The organism is Klebsiella planticola (genome assembly GCF_000783935.2).
GTDB classification, from domain to species: Bacteria; Pseudomonadota; Gammaproteobacteria; order Enterobacterales; family Enterobacteriaceae; genus Klebsiella; species Klebsiella planticola.
On record NZ_CP026047.1, the window covers coordinates 733,711 to 750,617 of the forward strand.

The window sequence follows — 16,907 nt, forward strand, 5'->3', positions numbered from 1 at the left end:
AACGTAACGTTAGCTCCACCTATCAATACCTCTGGGATAGCCAGAATATCAATGCAATGAATGGATAAACCAGCGAACATTCGCAACAGCTAATCGCAAAGTGTAAGCAAAGGTGTGAATGTTCCCACCGCCGTTTCATTCGTTTCCGCCCCTGCGCTTGTCGTTGTGTAACTTTTTCACCATGAAGGCTAATCTGCATCACATTTGCGCGAAGCCAGGCGCCTCCAGCCTTGAATCTGCCACACTTTCCCGTAACATAACGGTATGTAAACGCTTACCCTATAAAAGGTCTGGTATGGCGACAATTAAGGATGTAGCCCGACTCGCTGGAGTGTCCGTCGCTACCGTATCCCGCGTGATCAACAACTCCCCCAAAGCCAGTGAAACCTCGCGCCAGTCGGTGACTGCGGCGATGGAAACGCTCAATTATCATCCCAATGCTAACGCGCGCGCGCTGGCACAGCAGTCGACGGAGACCGTCGGTCTGGTGGTGGGTGACGTGTCCGATCCTTTCTTCGGCGCAATGGTCAAAGCCGTCGAGCAGGTGGCCTACAACACCGGTAACTTTTTGCTGATCGGCAATGGGTATCACAGCATTAAAAAAGAGCGCCAGGCCATTGAGCAGCTTATCCGCCATCGCTGCGCTGCGCTGGTCGTACACGCGAAAATGATCCCTGACGACGAGCTCGCCGGGCTGATGAAACAGATCCCTGGCATGGTGCTGATCAACCGTATTCTGGCGGGTTTTGAGCAGCGTTGCGTCGCCCTGGATGACCGCTACGGCGCCTGGCTGGCGACCCGTCACCTGATCCAACAGGGGCATACCCGTATCGGCTACCTCTGTTCCAACCACGCGATTTCTGATGCTGAAGATCGTCTGCAAGGCTATTACGCGGCGTTAACGGAGAGCGGTCTGCCCTGTAACGATCGGCTGGTGACATTTGCCGAACCTGATGAAAGCGGCGGCGAACAGGCCATCACCGAACTCCTGGGACGCGGCAGGAATTTTACCGCTGTCGCCTGCTATAACGACTCGATGGCCGCCGGCGCGATGGGGGTGCTGAATGATAATGGTATCGACGTTCCGCGCGAGATTTCGCTGATTGGCTTCGATGATGTGCTGATCTCTCGCTATGTTCGCCCGCGCCTGACGACGGTGCGTTACCCCATCGTGACCATGGCAACGCAGGCCGCCGAACTGGCGCTGGCGCTGGCGGATCAGCGCCCGGCGCCTGAAATCACCCATTTATTCAGCCCGACGCTGGTTCGCCGTCACTCGGTAATGGCGCCGTCGGAAAGCGATAAGTCGTAACGATACAGGCTGACGGCGGTGGCCGGGTAATCCAGCCCTTCACCAATATACTGCCAGCCAAAACGCTCATAAAAATCGCGGCAGGCGGAGTAAAGATACAGCTGCGGGTGCCCAAGCCGGCGGGCATAGTCGATCACATGTTGCTGCAGCTGTCCCGCGATGCCCCGTCCGCGCGCGTCCGGGGAGACGTACAGCGCCGCCATCCACGGGAACAGATCCTGACGGCTGATTAAGTCGCAGCGCCACAGCCCCACCGTCCCGATAAGCGTCTCGCCCTCGACAGCGATAAAGGTGAGCGGCAGCGCCTCCGGCGTCTGGCTGTGGGCAATGAGAGTGGCAAAAAAAGGCAGCGGCAGCGTTTCGCCGCCAAAGGCCTGCCAGAGCCACGTCGCCACCTGTTCGGCGTGCTGCGGCGCGGCGTATAATGGCTGAATATGCATAACCGATCCCCTGCTGAAAATCCTCTGGCTGCCAGTATACCGCGCCCGCAGCGGCCGGTGGCGAGAACGTCAAGGCGTAGAAGAGCCATTTTGCGGACACTTCCTGCAAAAAGCGTGATCGCGATAGTTCTTTGCGTCCGGTTGAGCGCATATCCCTCTGAATGTCTGTGATAAACTGCGGCTTATCACGTGAAATCAGGAATCGATGAATGGCTACAATGCTGGATGTCTCAATTCGCGCAGGCGTCTCTAAAGCGACGGTTTCCCGCGTGTTGAACGGCACAGGTCAGGTAAAAGAGAGCACCCGCCAACAGGTATTCAAAGCGATGGAAGAGCTGGGATACCGGCCAAACTTTCTCGCCCGTTCGCTGGCGAACCGTACCAGCAACAGTATCGGACTGGTGGTTTCTACCTTTGATGGTTTCTATTTTGGCCGCCTGCTACAACAGGCTTCGCGCCAGACGGAAGCCTGGGGAAAACAGCTGATCGTCACCGACGGCCACGATGCCCCGGAACGCGAAGAAGAAGCGGTGCAGATGCTCGCTGACCGCCAGTGCGACGCAATCATCCTCTATACCCGCCACATGAGCGAAAAGAAGATCATGTCGCTGATCGAATCCATCGATATGCCGCTGGTCGTGATTAACCGCGACGTCAGCCTGGCGCGGGAACGCTGCGTGTTCTTCGAGCAGGAAGATGCGGCCTTTCAGGCGGTCAATTATCTGATTACGCAAGGGCACCGGGATATCGCCTGCATGACCGTACCGATGCATACCCCTACGGGCAAAGCCCGTCTGCAGGGATACCGCAAGGCCCTGAAAAAGCATGGTATCGCGTGGGATGCGGCGAAAGTGAAATACGGCGATTCGACGATGACCCGCGGCTATGAACTGTGCCGCGAGCTGCTTGATGAGAAAACAACGTTCAGCGCGCTGTTTTCCTGTAACGATGATATGGCGCTGGGCGCCTCAAAAGCGCTGCATCAGGCGGGGCTGCGGATCCCGCAGGACGTTTCGCTGTTCGGCTTCGACGATGCCCCGAGCGCAAAATGGCTGGAACCCGGCCTGTCGACGGTCTATCTGCCGATCGATAACATGATCACCACCGCGATCGATCAGGCGATCAAGCTCGCCAACGACCAGCCGATCGAAACGATCCCGCCGTTTACCGGCACGCTGGTCTTGCGCGAGTCGGTTACGACGGGGCCCTATTTTTAGAACAGCTCTAAGGCCAGCAGCTCCTGAATCGTCTGCCGACGACGGATCAGCCGTGCGCTGCCGTTGTCGAACAGCACTTCCGGCAGCAGCGGACGACTGTTGTAGTTTGAGGACATCGACGCGCCATAAGCCCCCGTATCATGCAGCACCAGATAATCTCCCGGCGCGATTTCAGGCAGCAAACGCGTCTCCACCTTGCCCCCTTCCTGCTGAGTGAAGACGTCGCCCGATTCACACAGCGGCCCGGCCACGACGGTGTCGATAAGCGGCGCGGCGCTCAGGTTGCGGCCATCCGCCGCCAGGGCGGTAATATGGTGATAGCTGCCGTACATTGACGGGCGCATCAGATCGTTAAAACCGGCATCAATCAGGACAAAGTGGCGGCTTCCCATCTCTTTAACGCTACGTACCTGAGAGACCAGCACCCCGGATTCGGCCACCAGGAAGCGACCCGGCTCGATTTCCAGTTTCACCGGATGGCCGAGATGTCGGGCGATCTGCTCGCGCGCGGCGTTCCACAAGCCGTAGTAGTGATCGGTATCGATCGCCTCTTCACCTTCGCGATACGGGATCGACAGCCCGCCGCCGGCAGAGATCGCCTGCAGATCCTGCCCAAACTCCACCACCTGACGCACCATCGCGCCGCAAACCTGTTCCAGGTGGCCATAATCAACTCCGGAGCCAATGTGCATGTGGATCCCCACCAGCTGGAGCTGATAGCGACGCATCACTTCCAGCGCCGCCGGCAGATGGCTGTACCAGATCCCGTGTTTGCTGTTTTCGCCACCGGTGTTGGTTTTTTGGCTGTGGCCGTGACCAAAGCCCGGGTTGACGCGCAGCCAGACGCGATGGCCTGGAGAGACTTCCCCCAGCTGGCTCAGCATATCGACTGAACCGGCATTCACCGGAATCTGCAGGGCCTTGACGCGCTCCAGCGTCGCCTCGTCAATCAGATCGGCGGTAAAAACGATATCTTCCGGATGCTGCTGCGGGTCATAACCTGCCGCCAGCGCACGTTCAATCTCCCCGAGGGAGACGGAGTCCACCTTAACGCCCTGTTCACGCATCAGGCGCAAAATATGGATATTGGCGCAGGCCTTCTGGGCAAAACGCACCACGTCGAACTGGCTGAGCTGAGCTATCTGGCGGCGGATAATCTGCGCGTCATAGACCCACACCGGGCAGCCAAATTCGGCGGGCAGGCGAAGCAGGTTCTCGGCAGTCAGGTCAGTATCGGTGGCGTAAAGCGAGCGTGGCATAATGAACTCCGGCGTTATCTGTGTTGTGCGCGTTTTTTTATGATTACGCCATAGCCTGAAGAGAATAAAAAATATCGTTTTATCGTGACTCTATGCAAAAATGATATGGATACTGCCAATCCGTCGAGAGCCGCCATGCCTGCCGTCAATTTACGCCATATTGAAATCTTCCATGCGGTGATGACCACCGGCAATCTCACCGAGGCGGCTCGTCTGCTGAATACCTCTCAGCCGACCGTCAGCCGCGAGCTGGCACGCTTTGAAAAGGTGATTGGGCTGAAGCTGTTTGAACGCACCCGCGGACGTTTGCAGCCGACGGTGCAAGGGTTGCGGCTGTTTGAAGAGGTTCAGCGCTCCTGGTACGGACTGGACCGCATCGTCAGCGCCGCCGAGAGCCTGCGCGAGTTCCGCCAGGGCGAACTGTCCGTCGCCTGTCTGCCGGTATTTTCTCAGTCGTTTTTGCCGCTGCTGCTACAGCCCTTTCTGGCGCGCTATCCCGAGGTCAGCCTGCAGATTGTGCCGCAGGAGTCCCCCCTGCTGGAGGAGTGGCTCTCCGCCCAACGTCACGATCTCGGCCTGACGGAAACCCTGCACACGCCCGCCGGGACGGAACGAACGCCGCTGTTAACGCTTAACGAGGTTTGCGTGCTGCCGCAGAGCCACCCGCTTGCCAGTAAGCAGGAGCTTACTCCGGCCGATTTCCACGGTGAAAACTATATCAGCCTGTCGCGCACCGACAGCTATCGTCAGCTGCTTGATGCCCTGTTTGCGGATCATCAGGTGAAGCGCCGGATGGTGGTGGAGACCCACAGCGCGTCCTCGGTTTGCGCGATGGTACGGGCGGGCGTCGGGATCTCAGTCGTCAACCCGCTGACCGCCCTCGACTATGGCGAAAGCGGCGTGGCGGTGCGCCGCTTTAGCGTCGAAGTGCCGTTTACCGTCAGCCTGATCCGCCCGCTACACCGCCCGGGCTCGGCGCTGGTCGAGACCTTCATTCAGCACCTGCAAGGGAGCCTGCCGCGGATTCAAGGCCCGCTGGACGCGGTGCTCAAGAGAGCATAAACGTCACCGCGTCCGCGGCGTGAATCGCGGCGGTATCGAACACCGGCAGCGGGCTGCTCTCCACGGGCACCAGCAGGCCAATTTCGGTACAGCCGAAAATGACCCCTTCTGCGCCCTGCTCCGCCAGCGCTTCAATCACCTGCAGGTAATAATCGCGGGAGTCGTCGTTAAACGCCCCCAGGCACAGCTCATCAAAAATAATCCGGTTAATACGTTCACGATCGTCAGCGTCCGGAATCAGCGTCTCGATAGCGAACTGCGCCTGCAGGCGCCCACGATAAAAATCCTGCTCCATGGTATAGCGCGTTCCCAGCAGGGCAACCCGCTTTTGGCCTTTGGCGGTAATGGCTCGCCCGGTGGCATCGGCAATGTGCAGGAACGGCACCTCACAGCGCGTTTCGATGGCCTGCGCCACTTTATGCATCGTGTTGGTACACAGAACAATCCCTTCCGCGCCCGCCTGCTGCAGGCCAACTGCCGCCTGCGCCAGAATCTCGCCGGCGCGATCCCAGTCCCCTGCGGACTGGCAGGCTTCGATCTCATGGAAATCGACGCTGTGCAGCAGCAGACTCGCCGAATGCAGGCCGCCTAAATGCGCTTTGATACCTTCGTTGATCAAACGGTAATAGGGAATGGTGGATTCCCAGCTCATGCCGCCCAACAGGCCAATCGTTTTCATCATCCGCTCCTGATTATGCTTTGCTCCAGTGAAACAAACTTGTGATCAACTTTCCACTTCTCTTGTCGATCGTTTCTTTCCCGACGATTCTGCGATAAATTAAATGAAACATTGTTTCACTTAACAACAGGACTGCCGGATGTTTATTTTTCATAACGAGACCACCCTTGAAGATCTGGGCAATGGCGTGACCCGTCGTATTCTTGCGCACGGTGGCAACATGATGGCCGTGGAGGTCAATTTCGACAGCGGGGCCATCGGTCCAATGCACAACCACCCCCACGAACAGCTGACCTATGTGTTATCCGGCGAATTTGAGTTCACCATCGGTGAAGAGAAACGGGTGGTGCGCGCCGGAGATACGCTCTACAAAAAGCCGCATATTATGCACGGCTGCATCTGTCTGAAAGCTGGCACCCTGCTGGATACCTTTACTCCCGTTCGTGAGGATTTCCTGTAAACCGCGCTTCCAGGGGCATATTCGTCATGCCCCTTTTATCCATTCTTGCTTGCCGCCAGAATAATTTGTTAAAAAATATGTAACAGTAAAATGATTAGCCTGCCACTCATCTTGCTCATCCCTGCATAAGATCTCATCTTCAGCACTTTCTACAAACCCCTATCAATCCTGGAAAACGCTCGCCATCTCATTTTTTGAAACATCGTTTCGACTTCGATCACACTTCCGCTATGAATCGAATGACTCTGTAATAAATCGCAATAAAATAAAATTAAAACGGCGTTTTATAAAACTGATGTACCGGACAAGTAAAAACCGAAACATTCAGGCTCAGCAGGGACGCTGCGAGCAAAAACCCATAACAAACACAAGGTTAAAAAGGAAGCCAACGCCAGCTGAGACACCCGATACCGATTCACTTTCTGGCCGCGACTGGGCGCAGAAAACCACGACACCGAATCCGTTTTACAAACTCGTAAGCCAGGTAGGTATGTATGAATGAAAACAAGATGCTGGGATTGGCATGGATATCGCCCTATATCATCGGGCTGATAGTCTTTACCGCTTTTCCCTTTGTTTCATCTTTCTTCCTCAGTTTCACTGAGTACGATTTGATGAGCCCGCCGGTGTTTAACGGCATTGAAAACTATCGCTACATGTTGACCGAAGATGGCCTCTTCTGGAAATCCATGGGCGTGACCTTTGCCTACGTCTTTTTAACGATACCGTTAAAACTGGCCTTCGCACTGGGTATAGCGTTTGTCCTCAACTTTAAGCTGCGCGGTATCGGCTTTTTCCGTACCGCTTATTACATTCCGTCCATTCTCGGTAGCTCGGTAGCGATTGCCGTCCTGTGGCGCGCGCTGTTTGCTATCGACGGCCTGCTGAACAGCTTTATCGGCGTGCTGGGATTCGACCCGGTGAACTGGCTCGGTGAGCCGTCGCTGGCGCTGATGTCCGTCACCCTGCTGCGCGTCTGGCAGTTTGGTTCGGCGATGGTCATCTTCCTCGCCGCGCTGCAAAACGTCCCGCAGTCACAGTATGAAGCGGCGATGATCGACGGCGCGTCTAAGTGGCAGATGTTTATGAAGGTCACCGTGCCGCTGATTACGCCGGTCATCTTCTTCAACTTTATTATGCAGACCACCCAGGCGTTCCAGGAGTTTACCGGTCCGTACGTCATCACCGGCGGCGGCCCAACCTACTCCACCTATCTGTTCTCGCTCTATATCTACGACACCGCCTTTAAGTACTTCGATATGGGGTACGGCGCGGCGCTGGCATGGGTGCTGTTCCTGGTGGTTGCGGTCTTTGCCGCCATCGCCTTTAAGTCATCGAAATATTGGGTGTTCTACTCCGCCGATAAAGGAGGCAAAAATGGCTGATATTCAACAAATCACCCCGGCAACGGAAATTGCGGAGCGTGAAGTTGCCCGCACCCTGCGCCGCGAAAAAGTCAGCCGGACCATCCGTTATGTCATCCTGCTGTTCGTCGGCCTGCTGATGCTCTACCCGCTGGTGTGGATGTTCTCGGCGTCGTTCAAACCGAATCATGAGATTTTCACCACCCTGAGCCTGTGGCCGGCCCACGCGACCTGGGACGGCTTTATTAACGGCTGGAAAACCGGTACCGAGTACAACTTCGGTCACTACATGCTGAACACCTTTAAGTATGTGATCCCGAAAGTCCTGCTGACCATTATCTCCTCGACCATCGTGGCCTACGGCTTTGCCCGCTTCGAAATCCCGTGGAAGAAATTCTGGTTCGCCACGCTCATCACCACCATGCTGCTGCCGAGCACCGTCCTGCTGATCCCGCAGTACCTGATGTTCCGTGAAATGGGCATGCTGAACAGCTATCTGCCGCTGTATCTGCCGCTGGCTTTCGCCACCCAGGGATTCTTCGTCTTCATGCTTATCCAGTTCCTGCGCGGCGTACCGCGCGACATGGAAGAGGCGGCGCAGATCGACGGTTGTAACTCCATTCAGGTGCTGTGGTACGTGGTGGTGCCAATCCTGAAACCGGCGATTATCTCGGTGGCGCTGTTCCAGTTTATGTGGTCGATGAACGACTTTATCGGTCCGCTGATTTACGTCTACAGCGTGGATAAATATCCGATCGCACTGGCGCTGAAAATGTCCATCGACGTCACGGAAGGCGCTCCGTGGAATGAAATTCTGGCAATGGCGAGTATCTCCATTCTGCCATCCATCATCGTGTTCTTCCTGGCACAACGCTACTTCGTACAGGGCGTTACCAGCAGCGGAATCAAAGGTTAAGAGGGAAATATCATGGCTGAAGTTATTTTCAACAAACTGGAAAAAGTTTACTCCAACGGCTTCAAAGCGGTACATGCTATCGACCTGAAAATCGCGGACGGCGAGTTTATGGTGATCGTCGGTCCATCCGGCTGTGCGAAATCCACCACCCTGCGTATGCTGGCGGGACTGGAAACCATCAGCGGCGGCGAAGTGCGTATCGGCGAGAAGATCGTCAACAACCTTGCGCCAAAAGCGCGCGGTATTGCGATGGTGTTCCAGAACTATGCGCTCTACCCGCACATGACGGTGCGTGAGAATCTCGCCTTTGGTCTCAAGCTGAGCAAGCTGCCGAAAGACCAGATTGATGCCCAGGTTAACGAAGCGGCCAAAATCCTCGAGCTGGAAGAGCTGCTCGACCGTCTGCCGCGCCAGCTTTCCGGCGGCCAGGCCCAGCGCGTGGCGGTTGGCCGCGCGATTGTCAAAAAACCGGATGTGTTCCTGTTTGATGAGCCGCTCTCTAACCTTGACGCCAAGCTGCGCGCCTCGATGCGTATCCGTATTTCCGATCTGCATAAGCAGCTGAAGAAATCCGGCAAGCCGGCGACCACCGTGTACGTCACCCACGACCAGACCGAAGCGATGACCATGGGCGACCGTATCTGCGTCATGAAGCTCGGGCATATCATGCAGGTCGATACTCCGGACAACCTGTACCACAAACCGAAAAACATGTTCGTTGCCGGCTTTATCGGTGCCCCGGAGATGAACATTCGCCCCAGCAAGCTGGTTGAACAGGCCGGTCGCCTGCACCTGACTATCGGCGATGAGCTGCTGCCGTTAAGCGCGGCCCTGCAGGATAAAGTCGGCAGCCATAAAAACCAGCCGCTGTTCTACGGCGTCCGCCCGGAGTTTGTCTCCATCGCCGATGAGCCGTTCGCCGAAGGCGGCTGCTCGGGCGAAATGGTGCGGGTCGAAAACATGGGGCACGAGTTTTTCGTCTACCTGAAAGTCGCCGACTATGAACTGACCGCCCGCGTCCCTTCTGACGAAGCGAAGCCGATGATTGATAAAGGGCTGCATCGCAAGGTGTGGTTCAAATTCGACATGAATAAGTGCCATCTGTTTGATGCCGCCACCGAACAGAACATCTCTCTGTAATCACTGGAGTATTAAAATGAAAAAAGTGCTTTTAAGCGCCGTAATCTCCGCCACTCTGGGCCTTACCGCGTTACCGTCTCTGGCAAAGGATGTCGATCTGCGTATGTCATGGTGGGGAGGCAACGGCCGCCATCAGGTCACCCTGAAAGCGCTGGAGGAGTTTCATAAACAGAATCCGGACATCAACGTTAAAGCCGAATACACCGGCTGGGACGGCCATCTTTCGCGCCTGACCACCCAAATCGCCGGGGGAACCGAGCCGGACGTGATGCAGACAAACTGGAACTGGCTGCCTATCTTCTCGAAGAACGGGGAAGGTTTCTACGATCTGAACAAAATGAAGGATGTCATCGACCTCAGCCAGTTCGACGCCAAAGAGCTGCAGTCCACCACGGTCAATGGCAAACTCAACGGTATCCCGATTTCCGTTACCGCCAGGGTATTCTACTTTAACGACGAAACCTGGAAAAAAGCCGGCGTCGCCTTCCCGAAAACCTGGGATGAGCTGATGGCGGCGGGCAAAACCTTTGAGAGCAAACTGGGTAAGCAGTATTTCCCGGTGGTGCTGGAGCACCAGGATACCCTGGCGCTGCTGAACTCCTACATGATTCAGAAGTACAACCAGCCGGCTATCGACGAGAAAACGAAGAAATTCTCCTACAGCAAAGAACAGTGGGTCGAATTCTTCCAGATGTACAAAAAGCTCATCGACAGCCACGTGATGCCGGACACCAAATACTATGCCTCATTCGGCAAGAGCAACATGTATGAGATGAAACCGTGGATTCAGGGGGAATGGGCGGGGACATACATGTGGAACTCCACCATCAACAAATACTCCGACAACCTGAAGCCGCCGGCGAAGCTGGCGCTGGGCGACTACCCGATGCTACCGGGCGCCACCGATGCCGGCCTGTTCTTTAAACCGGCGCAGATGCTCTCCATCGGCAAATCGACGAAAAACCCGGAAGCGGCGGCGAAAGTGATTAACTTCCTGCTGAACAGCAAAGAGGGCGTGGATACGCTGGGCCTGGAGCGCGGCGTGCCGTTAAGCAAAGTGGCGGTGAAATACCTGACCGAAGACGGCACGATCAAAACCGACGATCCGGCCGTATCCGGGCTGAAGCTGGCGCAGTCGCTGCCGACAAAACTTTCGGTATCGCCTTACTTTGATGACCCGCAGATCGTTGCCCAGTTTGGCACGTCGCTGCAGTACATCGACTACGGGCAGAAAAGCGTCGAAGAGACGGCGGTGGACTTCCAGCGCCAGTCTGACCGCATTTTACGGCGCGCCATGCGCTAAGTGTTTGCCACCTCCCCTGCCCCGCAGCGCCCGCTGCGGGGTATTTTTTGTCAGGAGTGAACCATGAAGGGCAAGATTATCCCGTTGGATTTCCGCACCACGGAAGACAGCGAAACCGGACATCGGGTGATTCGGATGACGCCACCGCACGTTATCTGCCACCGTAACTACTTCTATCAAAAATGCTTTACCCGGGATGGCAGCAAACTTATTTTCGGCGGCGGATTCGAGGGCCACTGGAACTACTATTTACTCGATATTGCCGCGCAGCAGGCCATTCAACTGACCGACGGGCCTGGAGACAATACCTTCGGTGGTTTTTTATCCGACGATGACCGCACGCTGTGGTACGTGAAAAACAATCAGCAGTTGCGCCGCGTGGATCTGGCTACGCGGGAAGAGCAGGTGGTTTACGAAGTGGATGACGACTGGGTCGCCTATGGTACCTGGGTGGCAAACAGCGATTGCAACAAACTGGTCGGCATCGAGATCAAAAAAAGCGACTGGCAGCCGCTCACCGACTGGAGTAAATTCCGCGCCTTTTATTTTACCCATCCCGAATGCCGCCTGATCAATATCGACCTGCATAGCGGCGAGCGCCGCGTTATCCTGCAGGAGAAACGCTGGCTGGGTCATCCGATTTACCGGCCGTTTGATGACCAGACCATCGCGTTCTGCCACGAAGGACCGCGCGATGCTATCGACGCCAGGATGTGGCTTATCAATGCTGACGGCAGCAATATGCGCAACGTTCGCCAGCACCAGCCGGGAGAGAGTTTCACCCATGAGTTCTGGGTGCCGGACGGCTCCGCGCTCTATTACGTCGCCCACCGGGAAAACGATCCGCAGCGCTATCTCTACCGTGCCGATCCGACCACGCTGGATAATCGTCGGCTGCTGACCATTCCCCCCTGCTCGCACCTGATGAGCAACCACGACGGCTCACTGGTCGTCGGCGATGGCGCACCGCATCATACCGGCGATATTCAGCTAAACGATCCGTTTATCTGGGTATTTGATGTGCAGTCCGGTACGCAGCAGGCCATCTGTCGCCACGACTCCAGCTGGAAAGTGCTCGACGGCGATCGTCAGGTTACTCATCCGCATCCGTCATTTTCGCCGGATAACCGCTGGGTGCTATTCACTTCCGATAAAGAAGGGATGCCGGCGCTGTATCTGGCGGAGGTGTAGTCATGCAACATCGCCTCCGGGAAACCCCATCCAGACCAGCCTCTGGCGATCTCCCCCGCTGGCGGCTGACGCCTTAGCGGGGCTACGAGTTCACCGCCGTCCGCGGGCCGGCAGCCCGGACAGATGTGCAACATCGCCTCCGGGAAACCCCATCCAGACCAGCCTCTGGCGATCTCCCCGCTGGCGGCTGACGCCTTAGCGGGGCTACGAGTTCACCGCCGTCCGCGGGCCGGTAGCCCGAACAGATGTGCAACATCGCCTCCGGGAAACCCCATCCAGACCAGCCTCTGGCGATCTCCCCGCTGGCGGCTGACGCCTTAGCGGGGGCTACGAGTTCACTGCCGTCCGCGGGCCGGTAGCCCGGGCGCGGCGTTTACGCCGCGACCCGGGAGCCCTGTCAGAAGAAATATTTGAAGCGAACGCGGGCACCGTAGCGGTCATCCGTACTGCCGGTTTTCGCCGCCGAAGAGTCCAGCCAGGAGGCATAGGCCCCGAGATAGATATTAAAGTTCGGCATATCCATAATATTCGGCAGTTGCCATGAGGTATGAATGGTGTGAATGTCATAACGTCCCGGCGCCAGAATCGCGCAGTCGCCGTCACATTCCCCGCTCACCCCAGACATATTGAACTGGTCGATTTTGTTATGCGCATAGATATAGCCCAGCTCTACACGATGCCATAATGCGTTGATACCGGCGCTGAAATCTTTCTCATCCGCCGCGTCAAGATAGGCGGTACTCAGATTCACCACCGCGCCATTTTCGGCATCGGTTTTCAGCGTGTTCCAGCTCATGGTCATCCCGTAACCGGTACGATTTGACTGGTCGACCCAGCCGCCATTTTGCTTGTCATAACCGTAGGCGTTATTCACCAGGTTGCTCTCCGCCGCAGCCGCCACCGACCAGGCGCCGGACTGCCAGGCCACCACCGGGCGAACATAGGCGACGTTTTTGCGATTATCCAGCGCGTTGCCGTGATAGCTGCGGTTGACGAACAGCGAGCTGCCGTCCTCCACCAGCGTATTCAGCTCAAAATACCAGTTATCCAGCGTTTTGCTGAGCAGAAAGTTGCCGCCGCTGCTGCTACGCCCGCGTCCTTCTTTCATCATATAGATATAGCCGTAGCCGTCGCTGTACAGATCGTTGGCCGTATTACCGGAATACTCAATAAAGGTATCCTGATTCAGCGGGAACATATCATAGGCTTCAAAACGCCCCACTTTAACTTTCCAGTCATCCTGGCGGCCAAAGAAGAATACCGCATCATCGAGATTCATTTTCCCGGTCATATCCGCCAGCGGCTGCACGCTGAAGCCAGCATATTTCCCGTCAGCGCCTTTACGCAGGCCATCAAAGCCCAGCAGAATACGGCCGTTAATATCCCAGCGTTCTTTATCTCCCGGCGCCCAGTTTTTATTAGCACTGGTTTTCACCGACGTCAGGCTACCGGTGCGGCTGGCGCCATCCATATTAAATTCAACGTCGCCATAGAATTTTAATTCGCCATAATCATTAAGCTGTAAAGCCGGTTTAGCCGGTGCAACGCTGGCCACCGTCGCTGGCGTCTGCTGGCCTTTAAGCGTCTTAATTTCCGCCTCCGCGCTGGCCGCCCGCTGTTCGGTCGCCTTGAGCCGCTGCTCCATTTGCGCCAGCCGCTCCTCAAGAGATAACGGCGCCTGTGCATTAGCCAGAGGGGTAAATAAAGACGTCACAATACATCCGACCCAGATCTTTTTCATCGGTAAACCCTTTCTTATTATTTAATTAAATGAAATTTTTTATTTATGGATAAAACCGGCGACGACGATGACAATAATAACCCGCCCGTCGCCGCGGACGGGTTATTAACAACATTGAGTTTATTTATTCTAACTGCCAGGCGCCGCCCTCAGATAATAAAGCGGTACCGCTCCAGGCAAATAATGATAATTCCCGGCGGGAAGCGTCCGGATAAATACGGCTACTCAGGCAGGCCTCGCCATCATTGACGAAGACCTCAACCGAGGAGCTATCAAAGAACAGGCGCAGTTTCAGCGGCGCAGCGGCGGTGAGCGGTACGCTGCGTACGCCGCACAGGCCGTACTGCGGATAGTGGCGTTCGAGCACCAGACGCTGCATCTGCGCGTCAACGTAGACGCGTAGACCGTCGCCAAAGCTCAGTCCATATTGTTCGGCGGTGCTGTTGGCGCAGTCCCAGTGCAGGATCACCTCCATCGCGTCGCAGTTTTCCACCATCAGCAACTGCTGATTCTTCACGGTGCTGACCGGCCACGGGAACCAGGCGCGACGCAAACACTCCACCTCTTTCGCCGGACGCATCTGCAGACGGTTGTCCTCACTCAGGCTCAGCTCACGCGGGAGAGAGAGCATTCCTGCCCAGCCGTCCTGCTGTTCCGGCATCGGTGATTCCCACATATCCAGCCAGCCGATGACGATACGGCGGCCGTCGGGCGTTTCGAAGCTTTGCGGAGCGTAAAAGTCATGCCCGTGGTCCATTTCAACAAACTGACCTTCCCGCGCAAAGCGCTGTCCGGACTGCCAGTCGCCGAGCAGGTAGCCGCTCTGGAATAAATTACGGTTCTCGTAGCCCTGCGCCGCCAGCCCCTGCGGAGAGAACATCAGCACGTGCTTATCGCCGAGGGTGAAGAAGTCCGGGCATTCCCACATATAGCCCATCTTCTCTTCCGCTTCGTCGAGGACCCCTTCCTCATGCCACTGATGCAGATCGTCCGAGCGGTACAGGCGCACCTGACCGGTATCGCCGACGCGGGCGCCGACGATCATGTACCAGCTGTCGCCGACGCGCCACACCTTCGGGTCGCGGAAGTGATGCAGTCCCGGCGGCGTATCCAGTACCATCCCCTGACGCTCAAAGTGAATGCCGTCGCGACTGGTGGCCAGACACTGCACCTGATAGAGATTCTCTTCGTCGCTGGGATCGCCGTGGAATTTATGCCCGGTATAGATCAGCGCCAGCGTATCGCCGTCCACCACCGCCGAACCGGAGAAGCAGCCATCTTTATCCTCCGGCCCTTCCGGCGCCAGCGCCACCGGCAGGTGTTCCCAATGGACTAAATCCTTGCTGCGCGCATGACCCCAGTGCATCGGCCCCCACTGCGTGGAGTAAGGATGATGCTGATAAAAGGCGTGATACCAGCCGTCAAACCAGACCAGACCATTGGGGTCGTTGATCCAGCCCGCACGGGCGGCGAGATGGTAGCGTGGGTACCAGCGCAGGTTTAACGCCTCGCGTTTCGCCTGCAGTTCCTGCTCAGCGTTAGCAACGGTATACATCATATTCTTCACTCTTTTCATTCAGATAGCGGAGGGTTGCGACATCATCGGATCCGAAGATGAGCGACTGGATCGCAACAAGAAAATGGAGATAAAGGTGGTGCAGAACACCAGCAGTCCCATAATCAGATAGGACTGGGCGAAGCCATATTTCTCGTAGCTGTAGCCCGCCAGCGGCGACAGCACCGTGGCAATGACCGAGCTGGTGCAGGCAAAGCCCACCAGGTACAGCGTGGAAGAGAGGCGTTTATCAAAGTTTAAGCTGTTGTATTTAAAGATGGCGACCAGCAGTACCGGCAGCTCCACCGCATGGAGCAGTTTGGTGATGGAAATCAGCAGCGGCCCTTCCACCAGCCCGGAGGCCACCATACGTAATGCCATGACCATCCCGGCGAAAATCAGGCCGTTTTTCGCGCCAATACGGTTAACCAGCCACGGCGCGCAGAACATCCCGGCCGCTTCGAGGAATACCTGGAAAGAATTCAGGTAGCCGTACATCGCGTTCCCTTCCTGCAAGGTTGCGAACTGCGAGGAAAAGTAGACCGGGAACTGTTGGTCGTAGACGCCGTAAATGCAGGTCCCGACGACAAAAAAGACCAGCGCCCAGAAACGCGGCAGCGTCAGCAGACGCAGCGCATCCTCCAGCGTCACTTTGCCGCCCGAGATCGCTTCCTGCATGGCCTGCGGTGCGGAGGAGACCCGCAGCCGCGCCAGCAGAACAAAGAATACCAGGCCGGAACAGCTGGCGACCGCAAAGTTAAGTTTCGGATTGATGTTAAACAGCAATCCGGCAAAAAAGGTCGCCACCGCCCAACCCAGCGATCCCCACATACGCGCCCGACCAAATTCAAACTGGCTCTGGCGCGCCACGCGTTCGGTATAGGATTCGAGAACCCCGATGCCGCCGTTAAAGGTTAAGCCGATATAGATCCCGCCAAAAATACTGCCGAGCAGCACGTTTATTTTCAGCAGATAACCAAACAGCAGATAGGCCGGCCCGGAGAGAATCAGTAGCACGGTGATATACCACAGCAGGTTTTTACGCAGCCCGAGCTTGTCCTGAATAAAGCCGTAACACACCTGGGCAAACAGCGCTGATACGGAAAGCACGGCGTAGATGATCCCGGTATCCCCCGCCTTGAGCCCGACTTCCTGGTGCAACCAGATAGAGAGCAATGAGCCGGAAGAGGACCAGGTAACAAAAAAGAAAAACAGTAAGGCGCTGAGGAGCGGATAGCTGTGAGAGTGATGGGCTTTCATCATGACAT

15 protein-coding genes are annotated in these 16,907 nt (G+C 56.4%); 9 read left to right on the forward strand and 6 right to left on the reverse strand.

Annotation, left to right across the window (positions count from 1 at the left end):
* Window positions 1–295: 295 nt before the first annotated feature.
* On the forward strand, window positions 296–1,312 hold the full coding sequence (galR, locus tag MC50_RS03420) for an HTH-type transcriptional regulator GalR (protein ID WP_004867133.1): 1,017 nt from the start codon (window positions 296–298) through the stop codon (window positions 1,310–1,312).
* On the opposite strand, the gene MC50_RS03425 is transcribed toward galR, so the two are convergent.
* A complete protein-coding gene (locus tag MC50_RS03425; RefSeq protein ID WP_047663441.1) occupies window positions 1,273–1,752 on the reverse strand; it encodes a GNAT family N-acetyltransferase in 480 nt (159 codons plus the stop codon). The genes galR and MC50_RS03425 overlap by 40 nt on opposite strands.
* Window positions 1,753–1,970: 218 nt before the next feature.
* Between MC50_RS03425 and MC50_RS03430 the strand changes: the two genes are divergently transcribed.
* Window positions 1,971–2,969 carry a LacI family DNA-binding transcriptional regulator gene (locus MC50_RS03430; protein WP_162180069.1) on the forward strand — a complete coding sequence of 333 codons (999 nt, stop codon included), beginning with the start codon at window positions 1,971–1,973 and terminating at the stop codon, window positions 2,967–2,969.
* On the opposite strand, the gene lysA is transcribed toward MC50_RS03430, so the two are convergent.
* A complete protein-coding gene (lysA, locus tag MC50_RS03435) occupies window positions 2,966–4,228 on the reverse strand; it encodes a diaminopimelate decarboxylase (RefSeq protein ID WP_047663442.1) in 1,263 nt (420 codons plus the stop codon). The genes MC50_RS03430 and lysA overlap by 4 nt on opposite strands.
* Before the next feature lie 135 nt (window positions 4,229–4,363).
* Here lysA and MC50_RS03440 point away from each other — a divergent pair, with 135 nt between their 5' ends.
* On the forward strand, window positions 4,364–5,290 hold the full coding sequence (locus MC50_RS03440) for a LysR family transcriptional regulator (RefSeq protein WP_032690881.1): 927 nt from the start codon (window positions 4,364–4,366) through the stop codon (window positions 5,288–5,290).
* Here the strand turns inward: MC50_RS03440 and MC50_RS03445 are convergent.
* On the reverse strand, window positions 5,277–5,969 hold the full coding sequence (locus MC50_RS03445) for an aspartate/glutamate racemase (RefSeq protein ID WP_032690880.1): 693 nt from the start codon (window positions 5,967–5,969) through the stop codon (window positions 5,277–5,279). The genes MC50_RS03440 and MC50_RS03445 overlap by 14 nt on opposite strands.
* 139 nt (window positions 5,970–6,108) lie before the next feature.
* On the opposite strand from MC50_RS03445, the gene MC50_RS03450 reads away from it, so the two are divergent.
* From MC50_RS03450 to MC50_RS03475, 6 genes are all read left to right on the forward strand, one after another.
* Window positions 6,109–6,429 carry a cupin domain-containing protein gene (locus MC50_RS03450; RefSeq protein ID WP_032690879.1) on the forward strand — a complete coding sequence of 107 codons (321 nt, stop codon included), beginning with the start codon at window positions 6,109–6,111 and terminating at the stop codon, window positions 6,427–6,429.
* A 494-nt stretch (window positions 6,430–6,923) separates the two neighbouring features.
* The gene (locus MC50_RS03455) at window positions 6,924–7,814 is read left to right on the forward strand and encodes a carbohydrate ABC transporter permease (protein WP_004115132.1); all 891 of its coding nucleotides are present in this window, start codon (window positions 6,924–6,926) and stop codon (window positions 7,812–7,814) included.
* A complete protein-coding gene (locus tag MC50_RS03460) occupies window positions 7,807–8,709 on the forward strand; it encodes a carbohydrate ABC transporter permease (RefSeq protein ID WP_032690878.1) in 903 nt (300 codons plus the stop codon). The genes MC50_RS03455 and MC50_RS03460 overlap by 8 nt, the downstream gene beginning before the upstream one ends.
* Before the next feature lie 12 nt (window positions 8,710–8,721).
* Window positions 8,722–9,849 carry an ABC transporter ATP-binding protein gene (locus MC50_RS03465; RefSeq protein WP_032698860.1) on the forward strand — a complete coding sequence of 376 codons (1,128 nt, stop codon included), beginning with the start codon at window positions 8,722–8,724 and terminating at the stop codon, window positions 9,847–9,849.
* Window positions 9,850–9,865: 16 nt separating this feature from the next.
* Window positions 9,866–11,152: an ABC transporter substrate-binding protein gene (locus tag MC50_RS03470; protein ID WP_032690876.1), complete on the forward strand. Its 1,287-nt coding sequence runs from the start codon at window positions 9,866–9,868 to the stop codon at window positions 11,150–11,152.
* A 63-nt stretch (window positions 11,153–11,215) separates the two neighbouring features.
* Window positions 11,216–12,343, forward strand: coding sequence for an oligogalacturonate lyase family protein (locus MC50_RS03475; protein WP_032690875.1), 1,128 nt, complete (start codon window positions 11,216–11,218; stop codon window positions 12,341–12,343).
* A gap of 397 nt (window positions 12,344–12,740) precedes the next feature.
* Here MC50_RS03475 and MC50_RS03480 read toward each other — a convergent pair whose 3' ends face one another.
* From MC50_RS03480 to MC50_RS03490, 3 genes are all read right to left on the reverse strand, one after another.
* A complete protein-coding gene (locus MC50_RS03480; protein WP_032690874.1) occupies window positions 12,741–14,084 on the reverse strand; it encodes a carbohydrate porin in 1,344 nt (447 codons plus the stop codon).
* 124 nt (window positions 14,085–14,208) lie between these two features.
* The gene (locus tag MC50_RS03485) at window positions 14,209–15,642 is read right to left on the reverse strand and encodes a glycoside hydrolase family 32 protein (RefSeq protein ID WP_032698857.1); all 1,434 of its coding nucleotides are present in this window, start codon (window positions 15,640–15,642) and stop codon (window positions 14,209–14,211) included.
* An 18-nt stretch (window positions 15,643–15,660) separates the two neighbouring features.
* On the reverse strand, window positions 15,661–16,902 hold the full coding sequence (locus tag MC50_RS03490; RefSeq protein ID WP_004867177.1) for an MFS transporter: 1,242 nt from the start codon (window positions 16,900–16,902) through the stop codon (window positions 15,661–15,663).
* Between the last annotated feature and the right edge of the window lie 5 nt (window positions 16,903–16,907).